General features: G+C 68.4%; 23 protein-coding genes. 10 read left to right on the top strand and 13 right to left on the bottom strand.

Annotation, left to right across the window (positions count from 1 at the left end; genetic code table 11):
- Positions 1-4: 4 nt before the first annotated feature.
- Positions 5-379, top strand: a complete 375-nt coding sequence (locus AC1DYP_RS01060) for a hypothetical protein (RefSeq protein WP_477044751.1) — start codon at positions 5-7, stop codon at positions 377-379.
- 4 nt (positions 380-383) lie between these two features.
- On the opposite strand, the gene AC1DYP_RS01055 is transcribed toward AC1DYP_RS01060, so the two are convergent.
- The 4 genes from AC1DYP_RS01055 to AC1DYP_RS01040 all read right to left on the bottom strand — a co-directional run bounded on the left by AC1DYP_RS01055 (position 384) and on the right by AC1DYP_RS01040 (position 2,348).
- Positions 384-803 (bottom strand): acyl-CoA thioesterase, encoded by a 420-nt coding sequence (locus AC1DYP_RS01055; protein ID WP_477044750.1) that lies wholly within the window; start codon positions 801-803, stop codon positions 384-386.
- Positions 800-1,141: a Grx4 family monothiol glutaredoxin gene (grxD, locus tag AC1DYP_RS01050; protein WP_477034705.1), complete on the bottom strand. Its 342-nt coding sequence runs from the start codon at positions 1,139-1,141 to the stop codon at positions 800-802. Before grxD ends, AC1DYP_RS01055 begins: the two co-directional genes overlap by 4 nt.
- 68 nt (positions 1,142-1,209) lie before the next feature.
- The gene (locus AC1DYP_RS01045) at positions 1,210-2,106 is read right to left on the bottom strand and encodes an aldo-keto reductase family protein (RefSeq protein ID WP_477044749.1); all 897 of its coding nucleotides are present in this window, start codon (positions 2,104-2,106) and stop codon (positions 1,210-1,212) included.
- A gap of 5 nt (positions 2,107-2,111) precedes the next feature.
- Positions 2,112-2,348, bottom strand: a complete 237-nt coding sequence (locus AC1DYP_RS01040) for a BolA/IbaG family iron-sulfur metabolism protein (protein ID WP_477034703.1) — start codon at positions 2,346-2,348, stop codon at positions 2,112-2,114.
- Between the two features lie 186 nt (positions 2,349-2,534).
- Here AC1DYP_RS01040 and AC1DYP_RS01035 point away from each other — a divergent pair, with 186 nt between their 5' ends.
- Both AC1DYP_RS01035 and AC1DYP_RS01030 read left to right on the top strand, forming a co-directional pair.
- Positions 2,535-3,146 (top strand): hypothetical protein, encoded by a 612-nt coding sequence (locus AC1DYP_RS01035; protein ID WP_477044748.1) that lies wholly within the window; start codon positions 2,535-2,537, stop codon positions 3,144-3,146.
- A 79-nt stretch (positions 3,147-3,225) separates the two neighbouring features.
- Positions 3,226-4,155: a M20/M25/M40 family metallo-hydrolase gene (locus AC1DYP_RS01030; RefSeq protein WP_477044747.1), complete on the top strand. Its 930-nt coding sequence runs from the start codon at positions 3,226-3,228 to the stop codon at positions 4,153-4,155.
- On the opposite strand, the gene AC1DYP_RS01025 is transcribed toward AC1DYP_RS01030, so the two are convergent.
- Complete coding sequence (locus AC1DYP_RS01025) at positions 4,152-4,349, bottom strand: hypothetical protein (RefSeq protein ID WP_165188850.1); 198 nt, start codon at positions 4,347-4,349, stop codon at positions 4,152-4,154. The genes AC1DYP_RS01030 and AC1DYP_RS01025 overlap by 4 nt on opposite strands.
- A 113-nt stretch (positions 4,350-4,462) precedes the next feature.
- Positions 4,463-5,272 carry an SDR family NAD(P)-dependent oxidoreductase gene (locus tag AC1DYP_RS01020; protein WP_477044746.1) on the bottom strand — a complete coding sequence of 270 codons (810 nt, stop codon included), beginning with the start codon at positions 5,270-5,272 and terminating at the stop codon, positions 4,463-4,465.
- A gap of 159 nt (positions 5,273-5,431) precedes the next feature.
- Between AC1DYP_RS01020 and AC1DYP_RS01015 the strand changes: the two genes are divergently transcribed.
- A complete protein-coding gene (locus AC1DYP_RS01015) occupies positions 5,432-5,893 on the top strand; it encodes a winged helix-turn-helix transcriptional regulator (protein WP_477044745.1) in 462 nt (153 codons plus the stop codon).
- A 337-nt stretch (positions 5,894-6,230) separates the two neighbouring features.
- On the opposite strand, the gene AC1DYP_RS01010 is transcribed toward AC1DYP_RS01015, so the two are convergent.
- The gene (locus tag AC1DYP_RS01010) at positions 6,231-7,106 is read right to left on the bottom strand and encodes an oxidoreductase (protein ID WP_477044744.1); all 876 of its coding nucleotides are present in this window, start codon (positions 7,104-7,106) and stop codon (positions 6,231-6,233) included.
- A gap of 143 nt (positions 7,107-7,249) precedes the next feature.
- Between AC1DYP_RS01010 and AC1DYP_RS01005 the strand changes: the two genes are divergently transcribed.
- The gene (locus AC1DYP_RS01005) at positions 7,250-8,134 is read left to right on the top strand and encodes an AraC family transcriptional regulator (RefSeq protein ID WP_477044743.1); all 885 of its coding nucleotides are present in this window, start codon (positions 7,250-7,252) and stop codon (positions 8,132-8,134) included.
- 9 nt (positions 8,135-8,143) lie between these two features.
- On the opposite strand, the gene AC1DYP_RS01000 is transcribed toward AC1DYP_RS01005, so the two are convergent.
- From AC1DYP_RS01000 to purL, 3 genes are all read right to left on the bottom strand, one after another.
- Positions 8,144-8,854, bottom strand: coding sequence for a DUF6624 domain-containing protein (locus tag AC1DYP_RS01000; protein WP_477044742.1), 711 nt, complete (start codon positions 8,852-8,854; stop codon positions 8,144-8,146).
- 50 nt (positions 8,855-8,904) lie between these two features.
- On the bottom strand, positions 8,905-9,261 hold the full coding sequence (locus AC1DYP_RS00995) for a hypothetical protein (RefSeq protein ID WP_477044741.1): 357 nt from the start codon (positions 9,259-9,261) through the stop codon (positions 8,905-8,907).
- A 103-nt stretch (positions 9,262-9,364) separates the two neighbouring features.
- Entirely contained in the window at positions 9,365-11,575 is a 2,211-nt protein-coding gene (gene purL / locus AC1DYP_RS00990; RefSeq protein ID WP_477044740.1) for a phosphoribosylformylglycinamidine synthase subunit PurL, read from the bottom strand.
- Between the two features lie 67 nt (positions 11,576-11,642).
- Between purL and AC1DYP_RS00985 the strand changes: the two genes are divergently transcribed.
- From AC1DYP_RS00985 to AC1DYP_RS00970, 4 genes are all read left to right on the top strand, one after another.
- Positions 11,643-11,909 carry a type II toxin-antitoxin system VapB family antitoxin gene (locus AC1DYP_RS00985; protein ID WP_477044739.1) on the top strand — a complete coding sequence of 89 codons (267 nt, stop codon included), beginning with the start codon at positions 11,643-11,645 and terminating at the stop codon, positions 11,907-11,909.
- The gene (locus AC1DYP_RS00980) at positions 11,906-12,301 is read left to right on the top strand and encodes a type II toxin-antitoxin system VapC family toxin (protein ID WP_477044738.1); all 396 of its coding nucleotides are present in this window, start codon (positions 11,906-11,908) and stop codon (positions 12,299-12,301) included. The genes AC1DYP_RS00985 and AC1DYP_RS00980 overlap by 4 nt, the downstream gene beginning before the upstream one ends.
- The gene (locus tag AC1DYP_RS00975; protein WP_477044737.1) at positions 12,298-12,894 is read left to right on the top strand and encodes a peptidylprolyl isomerase; all 597 of its coding nucleotides are present in this window, start codon (positions 12,298-12,300) and stop codon (positions 12,892-12,894) included. The genes AC1DYP_RS00980 and AC1DYP_RS00975 overlap by 4 nt, the downstream gene beginning before the upstream one ends.
- Before the next feature lie 84 nt (positions 12,895-12,978).
- A complete protein-coding gene (locus AC1DYP_RS00970) occupies positions 12,979-13,143 on the top strand; it encodes a hypothetical protein (protein WP_477044736.1) in 165 nt (54 codons plus the stop codon).
- An 83-nt stretch (positions 13,144-13,226) separates the two neighbouring features.
- Here AC1DYP_RS00970 and AC1DYP_RS00965 read toward each other — a convergent pair whose 3' ends face one another.
- Positions 13,227-15,140: a CocE/NonD family hydrolase gene (locus AC1DYP_RS00965; protein ID WP_477044735.1), complete on the bottom strand. Its 1,914-nt coding sequence runs from the start codon at positions 15,138-15,140 to the stop codon at positions 13,227-13,229.
- A 137-nt stretch (positions 15,141-15,277) separates the two neighbouring features.
- Between AC1DYP_RS00965 and AC1DYP_RS00960 the strand changes: the two genes are divergently transcribed.
- Positions 15,278-15,997 carry a hypothetical protein gene (locus AC1DYP_RS00960; RefSeq protein WP_477044734.1) on the top strand — a complete coding sequence of 240 codons (720 nt, stop codon included), beginning with the start codon at positions 15,278-15,280 and terminating at the stop codon, positions 15,995-15,997.
- Between the two features lie 143 nt (positions 15,998-16,140).
- On the opposite strand, the gene purQ is transcribed toward AC1DYP_RS00960, so the two are convergent.
- Both purQ and AC1DYP_RS00950 read right to left on the bottom strand, forming a co-directional pair.
- Entirely contained in the window at positions 16,141-16,803 is a 663-nt protein-coding gene (gene purQ, locus AC1DYP_RS00955; RefSeq protein WP_477044733.1) for a phosphoribosylformylglycinamidine synthase subunit PurQ, read from the bottom strand.
- Positions 16,804-16,853: 50 nt separating this feature from the next.
- The gene (locus tag AC1DYP_RS00950) at positions 16,854-18,296 is read right to left on the bottom strand and encodes an aminotransferase class V-fold PLP-dependent enzyme (RefSeq protein ID WP_477044732.1); all 1,443 of its coding nucleotides are present in this window, start codon (positions 18,294-18,296) and stop codon (positions 16,854-16,856) included.
- Positions 18,297-18,301 lie beyond the last annotated feature (5 nt).

Here is an 18,301-nt window from a genome sequence, read left to right as displayed (position 1 = left end):
TTGCATGATCCTCCACCGACGCCGACTGCTGGCCGCGGGGCTGTTTCTGGCCTTGGGCGGCTGCGCGGGGCGCGGGGGCGTGACGCTGGTGGCCGGCGGACGGAACGCTCCAGCCGAACTGGAGGCCCTGAGCGCCCTGGAGGCCGACGCGACGGGGCTGACCCTGAAGGTGGCCTCCACCGGCTGCACGACCCGGGACGATTTCACCTTCTATGTCGATCGGTCCGGTCCCCAGCCGACGGTGGCCTTCGCGCGCAAGCGGCTGGACCTGTGCAGGCGGGCGCGAACGACGGCGGACGTGCGCTTCAGCTATCAGGAACTGGGCGTGCCGGGGCATGGGCGTTTGGCGGTTCTCAATCCGGTGAGCGCGCCGCGCTAGCCCGTCACCCCTTGGGCGTGAACCGCTCGACCATCCAGGGCAGCACCCGCGCCGGGCGCTTGGCGGCGATGTCGATCAGCACCCAGTCGGTGCGGCTCTGGGCGCACATCTCGCCGTCGGGGCCGTCGATGCGGAAGAAGCGCTCGAAGCGCGGGCCCTTCAGCTCGCCCACCCAGGTGTAGCCGGTGGCGATCTCGTTCGGCAGCAGTTCGCGGCGGTAGTCGATCTCGTGACGGCGGGCGACCCAGCTCCACGGAGCCCGCTCCTCGGGCGTGGCCCAGGCGTCCCAATGGGCGATCGCCAGATCCTGGCCCCAGGCCAGGTAGACCACGTTGTTGACGTGGCCGTTGGCGTCGATCTCCGACGCCTTAGGTTCGAAGGTCAGCTTGAACGCGTCGCCGGGCGGGACGAAGACCCGGCTCAAGCTTCGATGAGGCCTTGCTCGGCCAGCAGGGTCTTCAGCTCGCCCGACTGGAACATCTCGCGGACGATGTCGCTGCCGCCGATGAACTCGCCCTTGACGTAGAGCTGGGGAATGGTCGGCCAGTCGGTGAAGGTCTTGATGCCCTGGCGCAGCTCGTCATCCTGCAGCACGTCGACGCCGATGAAGCTGACGCCGAGATGGTCGAGGATCTGGACGCTGATCGACGAGAAGCCGCAGCGCGGCTGGTCCGGCACGCCCTTCATGAACAGGACCACGGGGTTTTCGGCCACGGTCTTGGCGATGAAGTCGATGGCGGGGGAGGAGGCGACGTCGGTCATGGAAGGAAATCCTTGGGCGTAGGCTCTCAGCTAGGCGCCGCGACCCTCCGGGTCAAGCCTTGCGGGCCTCAGGCGCGACGCTTTGCCTTCGCCGCTTCCTGGGCCGAGAAGCGGGCCATCTCGATCTGGGCGGCGCAGCCGGTGGGCAGGTCGCGCTCGGCCATGGCGGCCAGGGCCTCGATCTCGGCCGGCGTGCTGGCCGTGACCTGGACGGTGGCCAGGGACGGCTCGGTCAGGGTGTAGGCCAGGCAGATCTGCTGGGCGTTCCAGCCCGGCGTGTTGCGCAGGAAGTCATAGCCGCCGACGTCGGCCAGCGGGTCGGTGCGGCGTCGCCACAGCGACGGCTTGGGCAGGAAGCTGGCCTTGTGCTCCTCGCGCAGCACGTCGGGCCAGTAGTCCTGGCCGATCACGGCCATCTCGCGGGTCATGGCGGCGCGCACGCGATTGCGCTCCACCCAGCCCGAAGCCAGGTTGAACGGCGTGGCCATGGCCTCGAACTGGCCCGAGGCGACATAGGCGTCGAAGTTTTCGCCGGCCCCCGCCACGCCCAGCAGGCGGATCAGCCGCGAGCCGCGCAAGGCCTTCAGCTGCTCCAGGGTCTCGGCGGGAAAGGCGTTCTTGTCCGGGTCGTCCAAGGTGGCCAGGTCCAGGTGGCCCAGGCCGGTGCGATCCAGGGCCTGGTCGATCATGTCGTGGACGGCCTGGGCCCGCAGGGCGCGGTCGCTGGAGCCGCGCAGCCGCCAGCCGATGAACAGCAGCCGCCGCTCGACCGTCGAGAAGGCCTCGGTCGCGCCCTCGATCAGGGCCGGCGAGACGCCGTCGATCTCGAAGCTGTTGATGCCGCTTTCCAGCGCCGCGAAGATCAGCTTGCGCCAGTCCGCGCCCCGCAGGCGAGGCTGGTCCTCGAGCCTCAGCGAGATCGCCGAGACCGCCACGCCCGCGCTTCCGAAGGGGCGATAGCGCATGGCGTCTACTCCGTGGGAGCGGCGGTTTCGAGGGCCAGGGCGTGCAGCGTCCCGCCCAGCACGTCGGCCAGGGCGCGATTGACCATCTGATGCTGCTTGACCCGGTTCAGGCCGCGGAAGGCGGGCGAGACGATCCGCGCCTTGTAGTGGTCGCCGTCGCCGGCCAGGTCGGTCAGCACGATCTCGGCGTCCGGAAAGGCGTCGTGCAGGCGGGCTTCGAGGTCGGGGAAGGACATGGGCACGGCGGAAGACTCCGAATCTCTCGACCTGGGTATGCCGTGTAAACCTTAAGAACGGACATACGGAAAAATGCGCGCTCCGGCCGAAACGTTGCTTTCTCGACTTGCGCGATAACGGAATCTCACGGAATGATCACGGTGACGTGATCATTCCGTGAGGTGGCCGTGAGCTTGTTTCGCATACTGCTGATGACCTTGGCCGCCGCCGCCCTGTCCGGCTGCGATCTGGCGGTTTCCAAGACGCCGCTGATCTCGCCGGCGGACACGCGGGGCGCGGTCATGCCCCGGGAGGGTTGGTGGGTTCGAGTCGACGACACTTGTCGGTTCGACGCCCGCAAGCCGGTTCGAAAATGGCCGCGCTGCGTGGACAGCGCGCTCGTCCGTCCGGCCGTGACCGCCGGCTTCAACGCCGTTCAGGGCTTCAACACCGAGCTTGGCGCCTGGGAGTCGTACCCCTTCCTGATGACGCCGGGGGATCCGCAGTTGGTCCAGTACGAGGACCGGCGGGACGGATGGTCGGTCTATTACTATTACGGCCTCAAACCGGTGACGCGGGACAAGGAGGGCCGCATGACCGAAGCGCTGATCTGGTTCGCTCAGTGCAACCGGTCCGATGACGCCATCGGTGGCGAAGTCGCGGAACCGCGATTGCCTCCCGGGCTTGGCCCCGACGGCGAGACGAACGACTGCATCGCGGCCGACGTCGCGACGGTTCGGGCGGCGGTCGTCGCCAGCCACGCGCCGGACGATATGCGCCTGCGCTGGGCCCGCGACGCGCGCCCGGACGATTTCGCCAAATGAGCTCGGCGAAAAATGACGATGATTTCATTGCGGAATTCAGGCGACGCGCGGCATGAAGGCCGGATCAACGAGGTCCCGCATGCGTCTTCTTCTGGCTTCCGCCGCTCTCGCGCTCGTCTTCACGGCCCCTGCCCACGCCGCGCCCAAACCCGGCGCCCACGCGCTGGACGACGTCCGCATCCTGTCCGCCGACAACATGGAGGGCCGGGGCGTCGGCACGCCGGGCGGGGCCAAGGCGCGGGCCTATATCGTCAAGCGCTTCGAGCAGATCGGGCTGAGGCCGCAAGGCGCGACCTTCGAGCGGCCGTTCACCTTCAAGCCTAGGACCTTCGGCAAGGACGTCACCGGCGTGAACCTGGTGGCGCGGATCGAGGGCACGTCCAGCTCGGACAAGGTGCTGGTGGTCTCGGCCCACTACGACCACCTGGGGGTCCGCAAGGGGCAGGTCTATAACGGGGCCGACGACAACGCCTCGGGGATCGCCGGCCTGCTGGCCGTGGCCGAGGCGTTCAAGGCCAGGCCGCCGCGCCACGACGTGCTGATCGTCGCCTTCGACGCCGAGGAGAGCGGGCTGAAGGGCGCCAAGGCGTTCGTCGCCGATCCGCCCGTGCCGCTGGCCAAGATCGGACTGGCCGTCAATTTCGACATGATCAGCAAGAACGCCCGCAACCAGCTCTATGTCAGCGGAGCCGGCCCGCAACCCTGGCTGAAGCCGGTGCTGGACGGCGTGGCCAAGACCGCGCCGGTCAAGCTGCTGCTGGGCCACGACACCGACGCCCACGGCAAGGAAAACAACTGGACCCAGCAGTCCGACCAAGGACCGTTCGCCGAAGCCGGAGTGCCCTGGGTCTATTTCGGCGTCGAGGACCACCCCGAATACCACCAGCCCACCGACGACTTCGCCACCGTGCCGCAGGACTTCTTCAAGCACGCGGTGGCCGCCGTGGTCGCCGCGACCCGGGCGCTGGACGACGACCTGGACGGGATCGACAAGGCCGCGGGGCGTTAGCCCGCGCTCTCTTCTTCCGCCTCGTCGTCGGCCTCCAGGCCGAACACCTCGTCGATGACCTCCACGATCTCCTCCAGGTCGTCCAGCGTGACCCGCAGCTTCAGGGTCTGCTCGTCATCGCCGGTGACGGTCAGGAAGATCCCTTCGGCGGTTTCCTCGAGAATGAACTCGTCCAGGTTCGGAATGGCGGCCATGTCGGTTTCCTCGGTTGGCGGACAAGCGACCGGGAGCGGCGTTCGCTCCCGGTCATCTCTCGTCGTCACGCGATAGATAGTGTCGCGATGCGCCAATGTCGTGACGGCTTTAGTTAGGCGGGAACGGCCGTCCGGTAGCGCTCGGCCGAGCGGTTGCGCGACAGGTTCGGCAGCAGCTTGGCCCGGGCCGCGTCATAGGCGGCGAAGTCGGCCGGGTCGGGCAGGGACGGGATGGTGATCAGCTCGCCCTGGAAGAAGCCGGCCAGGGCCGAGTCGACCAGGTCGTCCAGCTCCATCAGCATGTTCGGGTCCAGCACCTCGGCGCCGCCGTGGCCCGAACGGTCCCAGATCTCGGTGCGGGTCGCGCCCGGCAGCACGGCCTGGAGGTGGATGTTAGGGTTCAGTTGCAGGCGCAGGGTCTGGGTGAAGTAGGTCACATAGGCCTTGGTCGCGCCGTAGACGGCCATCTGCAGTTCTGGGGCCAGGCCGACCACGGACGAGATGTTGACGATCGCGCCGCGGTCGCGCGCCGCGAAGGCCTTGCCGGCGGCGTGGGCCAGGCGGGTCACCGAGACGATGTTCAGCTGGATCATGCTGTCGATCCGCTCCAGGTCCTGTTCCACGAACGGTCCGGAGAGGGCGACGCCGGCGTTGTTGATCAGGATGTCGATCGCGGCGTCGTCGGCCAGGCGGGCCTCGACCTTGGCCAGGTCGGCCTTGTCGGTCAGGTCGGCGGTGATGATGTCGACCTTCACGCCGGTCGCGGCCTTCAGCTTGGCGGCCAGGGCTTCCAGCCGCACGGTGTCGCGGGCCACCAGCACCAGGTCGTGGCCGGCGCGGGCCAGGCGGTCGGCATAGGTGGCGCCGATGCCGGTGGAGGCGCCGGTGATCAGGGCCGCGCCGCGAATGTCTTGCTTGCTCATCGTCTTCGTCCCGAAGGGGTTGGGCGAGGCCCCATGGCCCTGCCGTGACGCTGAAATGGTATGTCACTTTCAAAACGCAAGTGACTAACTTTCGATTTGCTAGCGATCACCTATATTAAGGCCATGACCCGACGCGCCTTCGATCCTGGACAATGCCCCGTGGGCCGTACGCTGGAGCGCGTCGGCGACACCTGGAGTCTGATGATCCTGCGCGACGCCCTGCAAGGCGTGTCGAAGTTCGACCAGTTCCAGAAGAGCCTGGGCGTGGCGCCCAACATCCTGACCCAGCGGCTGGCGGCCCTGGTCGAGACGGGTTTCCTGGAGCGTCGGCCCTATCAGGAACGGCCGGTGCGCCACGAATACGTGCCGACCGACTTGGCGCGGGATTTCGCGCCGGTGCTGACGGCGCTGATGGCGTTCGGCAACCGCCACTTCGCGGCCGAGGGCATAGCCAGTCATATGGTCGACGCCGTCACGGGCTTTGCCGCCGAGCCGGTGCTGGTGGATCGCCGCTCGGGCAAGCCGATGGATGATCCCGACTTCGTCTACGCCGCCGGTCCGGCGGCCGGTCCCGTGGTGCTGGAGCGCGTGGCCCAGGTGGCGCGAGGGCGCGGCGCATAGGTCCAAGCGGCGCCATTCTCGATTGCGATGGCGAAGTTTCAGCCTTCGGGTGCAGGCTTCTGCTGGTCGCGCTTCGACCCGGGAAGGTCGGGCGCGCCCAAAGAGGCAAGGACCGTCCTGAGAGGGCGCGATGATCCTGACCCTGATCTGGAAGTGGCTGCGCGGCCTGTGGCGGGACGCCCATGCGGCGCCTGCCCTGAAGGCCCCAATCCGGCCCTGGAAGGCGAGGCGGCGCTCGAGTTCCGCAATCAGTCGAACGACACGAACAATTCCGGCGTCGTCATTTTCGAAGGCGACGGGCCCCGGCCCACGAAGTGAGCGGGACCCGTCCCTTGGATCAGCCCCAGGTTCCGGCCGCGGCCTGCGCTTGAGCCGGGACGTCGTCGCCGTCGGTGGTGACCGACAGGTCCTTCCAGGCGTCCAGTTCGGCCTGCAGGCTGGCGATCTTGCCGCCGATCATCGCCACGGCGTCCGAGCCGGCGGCGAAGCGCAGCGGCGGGGCGGCGCGCTCGGCCAGGTCGACCAGCACGCGGCCCAGCTTGGCCGGGTCGCCCGCCTGGGCGTGGTTACGGGCGTCCCAGAAGGCCTTCATCTGGGCCGACAGCTCGGCATAGTCCTCGATCTGGCGCGAGCCGTACTGGACCGAGGTCTGGTCGAGGAAGTCGGTGCGGAAGAAGCCGGGCTCGACGATCGTCACGTGGATGCCGAACGACGCGACCTCCCGGGCGATCGATTCCGAGAAGCCCTCGACCGCGAACTTGGCGGCGCAGTAGAGCGAACCGCCTTCGCCGCCCAGCAGGCCGCCGACCGACGAGATGTTGAAGATCCGACCCGAGCGCTGGCGGCGCATGGCGGGCAGGACGGCGCGGGTCACGTTGTAGAGGCCGAAGACGTTGGTGTCGTACTGAGCCCGAGCCTCGGCGTCGGTGGTCTCCTCGAACAGGCCCAGATTGCCGTAGCCGGCGTTGTTGACCAGCACGTCGATGCGGCCGAAGCGGGCCAGGGTCGCCTCGACCGCCGCCAGGGCGTCGGCCTCGCGGGTGACGTCGAGGGTCAGCGAGAGCAGCGTTTCGCTGTCGGGCCCGAACGCGGCTTCCAGCGCCTCGCGGCGGCGTCCGGTGACCACGACGCGGTCGCCGGCGGCCAGGGCCGCCTTGGCAATTTCGGCGCCGAGGCCGCGGGCCGCGCCGGTGACGAACCAGATCTTGCTCATGGGATATCTCCTTGTCTGTGGCGCTATTGAAGGCCCTGCTAGCTCACCAGCGTTAGGGCGTTGCTCGCAAGCTCTTGCACGATCCGATCAGCCGTGTGGGTTCGCGCTTGATGCCAGCCCTGGGGTGGGCGCATGTGCGGACCATGGATCCGCTGATCGAAATCCGGGCTCTGCTCGACCGACATGCCCGCGAGGGGACCTGGGAGACGCCCGTCCCGGGCCTGACGCTATTCCTGGCCAGCGCGCCGACCGAACCGATGCCGATCGTCTATCAACCGCTGCTGTGCCTGATCGTCACCGGGGCGAAGAACACGGCGCTGGGCGACCGCCTGTTCCGCTACGACGCGGGCAAGTTCCTGACCGTGTCGGTCGACCTGCCGGTCACCGGCCAGGTGGTCGAGGCGCCCTATGCGGCGCTCGCCGTCGTCCTGGACCCGGCCAAGATCGCCCGCCTGATCCTGGAGGCGCCCGCGCCGGCGACTCCGGTCGCGTGGGGCGGCCTGCAGGTGAACGAGGCGGGCCCTGACCTGCTGGACGCCATCCTGCGGCTGCTGCGCCTGCTGGACCGGCCGGCCGACATTCCGGTGCTGGCGCCGATGCTCGAGCGGGAAGTGCTGTGGCGGCTGCTGCAGGGGCCCACCGGCGGGATGGTCCGGCAGATCGGCCTGGCCGAAAGTCGCCTGTCGCAGGTGAACCGCGCGATCCAGTGGCTGCAGGCCAATCTGGCCGCGCCCATGCAGGTGGAGGCCCTGGCGCGCCTGGCGGGGATGAGCCCGGCCTCGTTCCACCGCCACTTCAAGGCAGTCACCGCCATGAGCCCATTGCAGTACCAGAAGCAACTGCGCCTGCAGGCCGCCCGGACCCTGCTGCTGACCCAGCCGGGCGACGTGGCGGGGGCGGGCTTCAGCGTCGGCTACGACAGCGCCAGCCAGTTCAGCCGCGAATATGCCCGCCTGTTCGGCGCGCCGCCGGGCCGCGACGCCGCCCGGTTGCGGGCGTCTCCCCAGGCCGCGTTCGCCGTGGCCTGAGGCGAGCGTCTAGCCGCCGGCGTTGGGCGGGACGAACCGTCTGGAGCAGGCCTTGCCGATCGGTAGGCGTTCGATGGTTTCGGCCTGGGTCTCGCCGAAGCGGATCGCGGCCCGGCGAGCGTCGACCGTGGCGGGGTCCTTGGTCGTCCAGATCGCCCAGCGGGTCCCGTCGCACACCGCCTGGCTGCCGTAGACCTGCGGCTTGCCCTTGTACATCTCCACCCGGTCCAGCAGCAGGGCGTAGTCGTGGCCGTTCACCTCGCCGCGCCGGGCCAGCGGGGCCATGGCGGCCAGGCTGCGGGCCATGAAGGCGTTGTCGGGCGAGTGCTGGACGATCAGCCAGGCGTTGGTGGCGGTCTGCACGCCGTCGCGACTGTTGCGGAACCAGCCGTCCTTGGGCACCAGCGCCTTCAGGCGTTCGGTATTGGCGGCGTCGAGAGCGGTGATGTCGCGCCACATGGCCGCCTGGGCGGCCTCGGCCTCGGCGTCGCTCAGGCTGTCGGGGACGTCCTTGCTCTTGCGGGCGGTCTGGTCGAGTTCGACCATGCGGGCGATCTCGCCGGCGGTGCTTTCCGGCGGGCCTGCTTGGCGATGCCGGGCGCGCACGGTGTCCATCTTGGCGCGGAAGGCCTCCAGCGCCGCCTGGGCGGGCGGGGAAAGGGGCGTCGGCGCCGCATTCGGCGAGGCCAGCACGGCGAAGGCGAGCAGGATCGAGATCATGCCCGCAGCTTCACCGTTCCAGCCTAGGGTTGCAACGCCCTAGACGGCGCCTAGTCGACGCAGATCGCGCCGGTCGCCTTGCCGCCGACGATCTTGGCGTAGCAGCCGAACTGGACGTTGGTCTTCTGGCACTGGCCGGTGGTGGCGCCCTGGGCTTCCAGATTGCCCTCGGCGATGCAGGCCCCCTGGCAGTCGGCCTTGTCCGAGCAGGTCTTGCCGGCGTCGGCATAGGGCACGACGCAGGTGGGGCGCTGCATTCGGCCGACGGGCTGCATCGAGCCGCCGCGCTGGGCGCACGAGGCGTCAGCGCTTTGGGCGGCGGGGGCAGGCGCCTGGGCCGAGGGGGCGCAGGCCGCCATCAGACTGACGGCCAAGCTCGCCGCGGCGAGGATCGAGAACTTACGCATGCCAAACTCCGAGAAGGCGGGATGGGAGCCGCATCGCGCGATGCGGCTCCTTGGTTCCGGTGTGTGCGGTGCGTCTATGTCCGCCTGATGACGCCCGTCTAGGTCAGGCGGCGCCCATGAAGCCCGGCAGCCAGGCCTCGTGGGCCGTGCGCAGGGTTTCCAGCGGGATGCTGAACAGGTCGGTCGAGGCGAAGGCCTCGCCGCCCGCCACGCCGGCCACGATGGCGTGGACGCCGGCCTCCTTGGCCGCCGCCAGCACCGCGTCCGGGTCGGGCGTGGCGACCAGGTAGCGGGCCTGGTCCTCGCCGAACAGATAGGGGTGGGCGTGGGCCTGGCTGGTGGCGTTCAGGGTGACGCCGACCTTGCTGGCCAGGGCGATGTCGGCCGCGGCGATCAGCAGGCCGCCGTCCGACAGGTCGTGCAGGCCCGCGACCAGGCCGGTCGGGATCAGCCCGCGCACGAAGTCGCCGTTCTTGCGCTCGACGGCCAGGTCGACCGGCGGCGGGGCGCCGTCCTCGCGGCCCAGGATCTCGCGCAGATAGATCGAGGCGCCCAGCTCGCCGTGGGTCTCGCCGATCAGCACCAGGGTGTCGCCCTCGGCCACGTTGCCGAAGCCCATGCGCAGGTCGTAGTCGTCGATCAGGCCCACCGCGCCGACCGTCGGGGTCGGCGGAATGGCGACGCCGTTGGTCTCGTTGTAGAGGCTGACATTGCCGCTCACGACCGGGAAGTCCAGCGCCCGGCAGGCCTCGGCCATGCCGTCGGTGGCGCGGACGATCTGGCCCATGGTCTCGGGCTTTTCGGGGCTGCCGAAGTTGAGGTTGTCGGTGATGGCGATCGGCAGCGAGCCGGCGGCCGTCAGGTTGCGCCAAGCTTCGGCGACGGCCTGCTTGCCGCCCTCGTAGGGGTCGTTCTGGACGTAGCGCGGGGTGACGTCGCTGGTCACGGCGATGGCCTTGCCCTTGCCGTGGATGCGCACGATGCCGGCGTCGCAGCCGGTGGCGCTGTCTTCCAGGGTGTCGGCCATCACGTGGCGGTCGTACTGCTCCCACAGCCAGCGCTTGGAGGCCATGTCGGGGCTGCCGACCACCTTCAGCACGGCGGCGTTCCAGTCGGCCGGGGCGGCGATCTTGCCCGGGTCGAGATGGGGATGCAGCGTCGGCTGGACCCAGGGACGGTCATACAGCGGCGCGTCGTCGAACAGCGGGGCCAGCGGCACGTCGCAGACGGTCTCGCCGTGATGCTTGAGCACCAGGCGCCCGGTGTCGGTGGTGTAGCCGATGACGGCGGCGTCCAGGCCCCACTTCTCGAAGATGGCGTGGCCTTCCTGCTCGCGGCCGGGCTTCAGCACCGCCAGCATGCGCTCCTGGCTTTCCGAGAGCATCATCTCGTAGGCGCTCATGCCGGTTTCGCGCTGGGGCACCATGTCCATGTTCAGCTCGATGCCGACCCCGCCCTTGCCGGCCATCTCGACCGACGAGGAGGTCAGGCCGGCCGCGCCCATGTCCTGGATGGCGGCGACGGCGCCGGTGGCCATCAGCTCCAGCGTGGCCTCGATCAGCAGCTTCTCGGCGAAGGGGTCGCCGACCTGGACGGTGGGGCGCTTCTCCTCGGAATCCTCCGAGAACTCGGCCGACGACATGGTCGCGCCGTGGATGCCGTCGCGGCCGGTCTTGGAGCCGAAATAGACCACGGCCAGGCCCGAGCCGGGGGCGGCCGAGTAGAAGATCTTGTCGGCGTCGGCCAGGCCCACGCACATGGCGTTGACCAGGATGTTGCCGTTGTAGCCCTTGTGGAAGTTCGTCTCGCCCGCGACCGTGGGCACGCCCACGCAGTTGCCGTAGCCGGCGATGCCCGAGACGACGCCGTCGACCAGGCGCTTGGTCTTGGGGTGGTCGGGTTCGCCGAAGCGCAGGGCGTTCAGCAGGGCGATCGGCCGCGCGCCCATGGTGAAGACGTCGCGCATGATGCCGCCCACGCCCGTCGCCGCGCCTTGGTAGGGCTCGATGTAGGAGGGGTGATTGTGGCTCTCCATCTTGAAGATGATGGCGTCGCCGTCGCCGATGTCGATCACGCCGGCGTTCTCGCCGGGGCCGCAGATCACCCGCGGACCGGTGATCGGAAACTTCTTCAGCTGGTTCTTCGACGACTTGTACGAGCAGTGCTCGGACCACATCACCGAGAACACCCCCAGCTCGACCAGGTTGGGTTCTCGGCCCAGGCGGTCGAGGACGACGCCGTACTCCTCCGCGTTGAGGCCAAATTCACGGGCCGTGTCGGCCATGGACTTCGTGGGGGAGGGCGAGGTGCTCATGGGCGGGCCTTCTAGCGCGGCCGGGGGGATTCCGCTATATTCTAGAAACGTCAAAGGTGGTTCTAGAATGGGCATAAGCATCAAGCGCGCGGAGACCGAGGCGCTGGCTCGCCAGGTCGCGGACGCCACGGGGGAAAGTTTGACCGAAGCGATTCATCAGGCCCTGGTCGAGAAGGTCGCCAGGCTTTCGGAGCCCTACGCCTTGTCGGATGCAGAAGAGGCCGCCAAGCAGGCGTTCTTCGCCGAACTTAAGGCTCGCCCGGTATTGGATCCGCGCGACTGGCGGGAGATCGAGGCCGAACTCTATGACGAGCACGGTCAACCCATCGGATGATTGTCGATACCTCGGCCTTGCTGGCGATCGCGCTGAGAGAATCGGAATTCGACCTGTTCTATGTGATGCTGCTGCGCGCCAAGCGTCGCCGGATGTCGGCCGCTTCGTATGTCGAGGCGGCCGAGGTCTATCTCCGCCGGGTGAGTGCGATCGATGGTGTTGGCCTGCTCAATCGAGACTTGGCGCGTCTGAGGATCGAGATCATCCCGGTCACGGCGGAGCAGGCCTATGCGGCAGTCGAGGCGCGGCGCATCTACGGCAAGGGGCGACATCGCGCCGATCTGAACTATGGCGACAGTTTCGCCTACGCCCTCGCCAAGTCCCTGGACGAACCGCTGCTCTTCAAGGGAAATGACTTCATCCACACCGACGTGAAGCGAGCCGCCCCATGATCTCCCGCCGCCATCTGCTGGCGCTCGCCGCCGCCCTGCCGCTGACCGCCGCGGGGGCCGCGCCTGTCCGGGTGCGGATGGTCACGGACCTGGGGCCGATCGTCATCGAGCTCTATCCGGACAAGGCGCCGATCACGGTGGCCAATTTTCTGGCCTATGCGGACCAGCATCTGTTGGACGGCGGCGCCTTCTACCGGACGGTCTCGCCGAAGAACGACAACAACCCCGCCACAATCAGCGTCATCCAGGGCGGGCTGAACCGCGACGACAGCCCGCTGCCGGCCATCGCCCACGAGACGACCAAGGTCACGGGCGTGCTGCACACCGACGGGGTGATCTCGATGGCGCGTGACCAGCCGGGCTCGGCGGGCTCGGAGTTCTTCATCTGCATCGGCGACAATCCGGCCCTGGATTTCGGCGGCGCCCGCAACAAGGACGGCCAGGGCTTCGCCGCGTTCGGCAAGGTGGTCGAGGGCATGGACGTGGTCCGCAAGATCCACAACGCCCCCACCGTCACCAAGGCCGACGACCCCTACATGAAGGGGCAGATCATCGAAAATCCGGTGAAGATTCAAAAGCTAAGCCGGAACTAAGGCAGCTTCGCCGGAGGAACACGGTGAATCCCGAGCCGTTCTTTCACCGTGCGCAACGTGGCGCGCTGTAAAAGGAGAACGCTCATGGGCGACCAAACCCGTAATCCCCAACAGCAACAGAACGACCCGCAGCGGCAGTCGCCCGGACAGCAGCAACAGCAGGGCGACAAGAGCCGCCAGCCGCAGAACGAACAGGGCCGCAACCCCGGCGGCCAGGCCGATCAGGGAGAGCAGCGGAAGGACCGCTGACGACCACCCCGCTCCGTGAATGAAGGAAGGGCCGGAGGCGAAAGCCKCCGGCCCTTTTCGTTGGTTCCTCCACGCGGGAAGGACTAGTTCCCCACCACCGGCAGCTCGATGAAGCTGGCCGTATCTCCCGCGTGATAGACCCGCTGCGTCGCCTTCACATAGTCCGCCGGCTTGGCGAAGAAGATGTTGGGCACGAAGGTCTGCGGGTTGCGGTCGTAGAGCGGGAACCAGCTGGACTGCACCTGCACCATGATCCGGTGGCCCGGCTGGAAGGTGTAGTTCGCGGTCGGCAGGATGAACTGGTACTTCAGCGGCGCATTGGGCTTCAGCGCCTTGGGATCGCTGAAGCTCTCACGATAGCGGCCGCGGAAGATGTCCATGCCCACGGCCAGCTGGTAGCCGCCCAGTTCGGGCTGGCTGGGGACCTCGTCGGGGAAGACGTCGATCAGCTTGACCACCCAGTCGCTGTCCGTCCCGCTGGTCGAGGCGGTCAGGTTGACCTTCGGCACGCCGGCGATCTTCAGCGGCGCGGTCAGGGGCTCGGACACGTAGCTGAGCACGTCGGTGCGGTCGGCGACGCTGCGCTGGTCGGTGACCAGCCACGGCGTCCAGCGGCTGCGGTCGCCGAACTGCATCGGGCGCGGGATGTAGGGCACGGGCTTGGCCGGATCGGAGACATATTCGTCATAGGCCGCCGAACCCTTGGCGGCCGCCGGGGCGCTGAAGCCCAGGCCGCCGTTGGGCTCGAGGTACAGCGCCTTGGTCCCGCCTTGAGGCCACGACTTGTAGCGATCCCAGTGGTTCTGGCCCGGATCGTAGATCAGCACCGGCGGGGTGTCGGCCTTGGGCGCGCCGTCCTTCAGATACTGGTTGAAGAACGGCAGCAGCACGTCGCGGCGGAACTGCAGGGCCGTGTCGCCGTCCCACTTGAAGACGCCCAGGTTGAAGGCGTCGTAATTGACCTGGCTGTGCCGCCAGGGGCCCAGCACCAGGTAGTTCTTGTCGTTGGCCCCGTCCTTGGGCTCGACGGCGGCGTAGCTGTGCACCGCGCCCCACATGTCCTCCTGGTCCCACAGGCCCTGGATCCACATGGTCGGGACGGTCAGAGGCTGCTTGGCCATGGTCTTGTCGAGGGCCTGCTCCTGCCAGAAGGCGTCGTAGGCCGGGTGCTCGCTGACCTTCTTCCACCAGGGCAGGGCGTCCAGGCCGTGGGCCTTGGCGAAGTCGCCGGCCGAACCGGCCTTCAGGAAGGTCTGGTAATCGTCATAGGCGCCGCGCTGGACGCTCTCGCCGGCGCCGCGCTTGGTGGTCTGGCCGGTGAAGTAGTCGAAGTTCGGCTGGCGGAAGGCGCCGTGGTGGAACCAGTCGTCGCCCATCCAGCCGTCGACCATCGGGCTCATCGGCGCGGCCACCTTCAGGGCCGGGTGCGGGTTCACCAGCGCCATCACCACGGTGAAGCCCTCGTACGAGCTGCCCAGCATGCCGACCTTGCCGTTGGTCTCGGGCACGTTCTTGGTCAGCCATTCGATGGTGTCGTAGGCGTCGGTCGAGTGGTCGACCTCGCTGTTGTTCAGCGGCCCCTTCAACGGCCGGGTCATCACGTAGTCGCCTTCCGAGCCGTACTTGCCGCGGATGTCCTGGATGACGCGGATGTAGCCGGCCTGGACGAACACGCCGTCGCCCTCGGCCAGGGTGGCCAGCATGGACGGGCTGTCGTTGCGCGCGGTGCGCTTGGCGGCGTTGTAGGGCGTGCGGGTCAGCAGGATCGGGGCGTTCTTGGCGCCCTTGGGCACCACGATCACGGTGTAGAGCTTGGTCCCGTCGCGCATCGGCACCATGACCACGCGCTTGTCGTAGTCGTAGCCGGCCGTGGGCGCGACGTATTTGCCGTCGATGTCGGGCGTCAGAGCCGGGGTCTGGGCGTGGGTGACGGTGGCGAAGGCGGTAAGGGCGGCGGCGGCCAGCAGGCCGGCGCGGAGCGTGGATGCAAGACTCATGGAAAGCTCCCCAATGATGGCGGAAGCTTAGGAGCGGTTTTCTTCGGGCGCTATAATATAACACTGATCGGCGTCGCGACTTGAGCCGGCGATGGCCGCATGCTCCTTAGGGCGCGTTGACGAGTGGGTGGTGGTGCATGCGTAGAGCTTTCCCGGCGGGCGTCGCCCTGATGGCCGTCCTGGTTGCGGCTTCCTCCGCGGGGCACGTGGCGGCGGCGGACCTGGATCTGAGTGACAACTACGCCAACCGACGGTGTCACGGCCGCGGGAACGCCGGCGAAAGCCTCAGCGTCGGCGTGCCGGGCCACGAAGCCAAGGCCATCGCCGCCTCCCAGGGGCGGGTCAAGCGCAACGGCAAGGTTCTGACCCTGGGCAAGGTCCGGCTGAAGACCAAGATGGTCGACGGCGACAGCGACGACGGCGCCGAGTACGAATATCTGGGCGGCTGGGCGCGGTCGGGCGTCGAGGTGGTGTTCGTGATGCGCTACGAGGACCTGGCCTGGAGCCTGATCGATCCGCGCAGCGGCCAATCGGTCGACATGGGCGGCCCGCCGATCGCCTCGCCCAACGGCAGGTCCATCGCCGCCGTCGGCGACGACAGCCTGATCAACGAGTTCAACGGCGTCGATATCGTCGACTACCGGGACGGCAAGTTCGAGAGCCAGGCGATCGACGCCGACTACGCCTGCGATCCGGTCTGGCTCAGTGACGACGTGCTGCAGCTGAAGGTGCTGTCGCCGAAGTATCGCGACAGGAATGGCGAACTGCTGGCCGGCGAGCTGCCGCCGTCCGCCTGGCGCACGACTCGGGTGATCCGCAAGGACGGCGTGTGGGCGCTGGTGCCACCCAAGCCTTAGCGTCAGGCTCTCTATCGGTTGTCATCACGGACAAGGCCCGAAGGGCCGCCGATCCGGGACCGCCGGAAGCGCTGAGTTCACGCGTCGGTCCCGGATCTTCGCGCTTCGCGCTCGTCCGGGATGACAACGGCTTGTTGGCGAGATCAGGCCGAAGCGAAGATGCTGCGGAATAGGATCGCGCCGTCTTCCGAGCCCAGGTCCGGGTCGAACGAGCGGTCGGGGTGGGGCATCAGGCCCAGCACGTTGCCGCCGGCGTTCATGATGCCGGCGATGTCGCGGGCCGAGCCGTTGGGATTGTCCTGGTAGCGGAACACCACCTGGCCTTCGCCCTCGATGCGGTTCAGCGTCTCTTCGTCTGCGAAGAAGTTGCCCTCGCCATTGCCGACAGTCATCACCGCCTGGCGCTGTTCGCCGAAGCTGGCGGTGAAGCGGGTCTGGCTGTTGACCACGTCCAGGGCCACCGGCTTGCAGATGTACTTCAGCTTCTCGTTGCGCAGCAGGGCGCCGGGCAGCAGGCCCGCCTCGCACAGCACCTGGAAGCCGTTGCAGATCCCGACGACCGCGACGCCCTTGTCGGCGGCGGCGATCACTTCGCGCATCACCGGGCTCTGGGCCGCCATGGCCCCGCAGCGCAGGTAGTCGCCGTAGGAGAAGCCGCCGGGCAGGACGATCAGGTCCAGGTCGTCCGGCAGGACCGTCTCCTGGTGCCAGACCATTTCAACGCGGGCTCCGGCGGAGCGCTCGATGGCGACCTTGCAGTCGCGATCGCAATTGGAACCGGGGAAGACGACGACGGCGGCTTTCATGGCGCGGGCCTGTAGCACCGTTCGCGGAGGATGTCAGCGGCGCTTCGCCCTTAAACGCTCGCCAAGCCGCGAACTTCCGCCAGGGCCAGGTCCACCTCGGCCGGGCTGTTCATCAAGCTGGGCGTCAGGCGCACGTGAGGGATCGCGTAGGGGGCGGCCGAGGCGATGATCCGGCGGCGGCGCAGGGTGGCGACCGCGGCGTCGGTCGACAGGCCCTGGACGTCGAACGAGACGATGCCGGCCGACAGCCTGGGATCGCGGGGCGTGACCAGCCGCACATGGGGCATCAGCGACAGCCCGGCCTTCAACTGCTCGGCCAGTTCGGCCGTGCGGGCGGCCACCTGGGCCTTGCCGATCTTCTCGTGGAATTCGATCGCCACGGGGATCGACCACAGGTGCTCGAAGGCCTTGAAGCCGCCGGGCGACATCAGCGGGCCGTCGTTGTTCTCCAGCAAGGGCGCGTTGTTGATCCAGGCGGTCCAGGCGGCGCTGTCGACATAGCTGGGCACCGAAGGGCGCATCCGCTGCCAGCCCAGGGTGTTGGCGGCGATGACGCCGGTGCCGCGCGGACCGAACAGCCACTTGTGGCAGCCGGCCATGAAGATGTCGCAGCCCAGGCTGGCCAGGGTGGCGTCCTGGTTGCCGAAGCCGTGCACGCCGTCGACCGCCAGGATGATCCGCTCGGGCTCTTGGCGCGTGGCGTTCACCTGGGCCAGGGCGGCGGAGATGGCGGCCAGGGGCAGTTTCAGGCCGGTGCTGGAATGCACCCAGGTCAGGGCGAAGGCCCGTGTGCGCGGGGTGACCGCCGCCATCAGCCGGGCGACCATCTGGGCTTCGGACACCGTCTCGATGCTGTCGAACAGGTCGATGCGGCGCACCACCGAGCCGTTGCGCAGGGCGGCCCGCCGCAGGCTTTCGTGGGTGATGTAATAGTCCTGGTTGGTGGTGACGATCTCGTCGCCATAGGCCAGCTTCAGTCCGCCATAGACCAGGGCCGCGCCCAGGGTGGTGCTGTCGGTCAGGGCCACCTGGTCGCCGGCGACGCCCAGATAGCGGCCGGCGGCGGCGCGGCTGTAGCTTTGGAGGCGGCGGTTGTTGTCCTCCAGATAGGTCACCGGCCGCCAGTCCAGCTCGCGGCGGAACTGGTCGATAGCCCGGCGCACAGGCAGCGGGTGGGTGGCGATCAGCATGGCGCTCATGTTGATCTCGTCCGGCGCGGTCTGGAACTGGGCCTTCACGACGGCCCAGTCGACCGGCGGCAGCGGCGCGCCGGACGGCGCGGTCGCGGGGGTCGGCGTCGCGGGCGCGGCGCCGGGCTTGGCGTACGAGGTCGGTGGCGCTGGTTTGGGGTACGAGGTCGGCGGTGTCGGCTTTGCAGAGCCGACGGGCGAAGCCGGGCCGGGGTAAGAGCCCGGCGGTATCTTGGGCGGCGCGGGAACGGCGGCCTGTCGCGCCAGGGCCGACCCGGCGGCCATCGCCAAGCCGGATCCCAAGAGGA

The sequence above is a fragment of the Caulobacter sp. P1_D6 genome (assembly GCF_056406095.1).
Note: the sequence above shows the minus strand (reverse complement) of the source record. Positions and strands in the feature narration are given on the sequence as shown.

Coding starts and splice junctions, on each gene's coding strand:
- purQ (WP_477044733.1), bottom strand. CDS start 16,803: ATGAAAGCCGCCGTCGTCGTCTTCCCCGGTTCCAATTGCGATCGCGAC.
- AC1DYP_RS00975 (WP_477044737.1), top strand. CDS start 12,298: ATGATCTCCCGCCGCCATCTGCTGGCGCTCGCCGCCGCCCTGCCGCTG.
- purL (WP_477044740.1), bottom strand. CDS start 11,575: ATGAGCACCTCGCCCTCCCCCACGAAGTCCATGGCCGACACGGCCCGT.
- grxD (WP_477034705.1), bottom strand. CDS start 1,141: ATGACCGACGTCGCCTCCTCCCCCGCCATCGACTTCATCGCCAAGACC.
- AC1DYP_RS00970 (WP_477044736.1), top strand. CDS start 12,979: ATGGGCGACCAAACCCGTAATCCCCAACAGCAACAGAACGACCCGCAG.
- AC1DYP_RS01035 (WP_477044748.1), top strand. CDS start 2,535: ATGACCTTGGCCGCCGCCGCCCTGTCCGGCTGCGATCTGGCGGTTTCC.
- AC1DYP_RS00980 (WP_477044738.1), top strand. CDS start 11,906: ATGATTGTCGATACCTCGGCCTTGCTGGCGATCGCGCTGAGAGAATCG.
- AC1DYP_RS01060 (WP_477044751.1), top strand. CDS start 5: ATGATCCTCCACCGACGCCGACTGCTGGCCGCGGGGCTGTTTCTGGCC.
- AC1DYP_RS01005 (WP_477044743.1), top strand. CDS start 7,250: ATGGATCCGCTGATCGAAATCCGGGCTCTGCTCGACCGACATGCCCGC.
- AC1DYP_RS01030 (WP_477044747.1), top strand. CDS start 3,226: ATGCGTCTTCTTCTGGCTTCCGCCGCTCTCGCGCTCGTCTTCACGGCC.
- AC1DYP_RS00995 (WP_477044741.1), bottom strand. CDS start 9,261: ATGCGTAAGTTCTCGATCCTCGCCGCGGCGAGCTTGGCCGTCAGTCTG.
- AC1DYP_RS01025 (WP_165188850.1), bottom strand. CDS start 4,349: ATGGCCGCCATTCCGAACCTGGACGAGTTCATTCTCGAGGAAACCGCC.
- AC1DYP_RS00985 (WP_477044739.1), top strand. CDS start 11,643: ATGGGCATAAGCATCAAGCGCGCGGAGACCGAGGCGCTGGCTCGCCAG.
- AC1DYP_RS00960 (WP_477044734.1), top strand. CDS start 15,278: ATGCGTAGAGCTTTCCCGGCGGGCGTCGCCCTGATGGCCGTCCTGGTT.
- AC1DYP_RS01000 (WP_477044742.1), bottom strand. CDS start 8,854: ATGATCTCGATCCTGCTCGCCTTCGCCGTGCTGGCCTCGCCGAATGCG.
- AC1DYP_RS01045 (WP_477044749.1), bottom strand. CDS start 2,106: ATGCGCTATCGCCCCTTCGGAAGCGCGGGCGTGGCGGTCTCGGCGATC.
- AC1DYP_RS01010 (WP_477044744.1), bottom strand. CDS start 7,106: ATGAGCAAGATCTGGTTCGTCACCGGCGCGGCCCGCGGCCTCGGCGCC.
- AC1DYP_RS00965 (WP_477044735.1), bottom strand. CDS start 15,140: ATGAGTCTTGCATCCACGCTCCGCGCCGGCCTGCTGGCCGCCGCCGCC.
- AC1DYP_RS01020 (WP_477044746.1), bottom strand. CDS start 5,272: ATGAGCAAGCAAGACATTCGCGGCGCGGCCCTGATCACCGGCGCCTCC.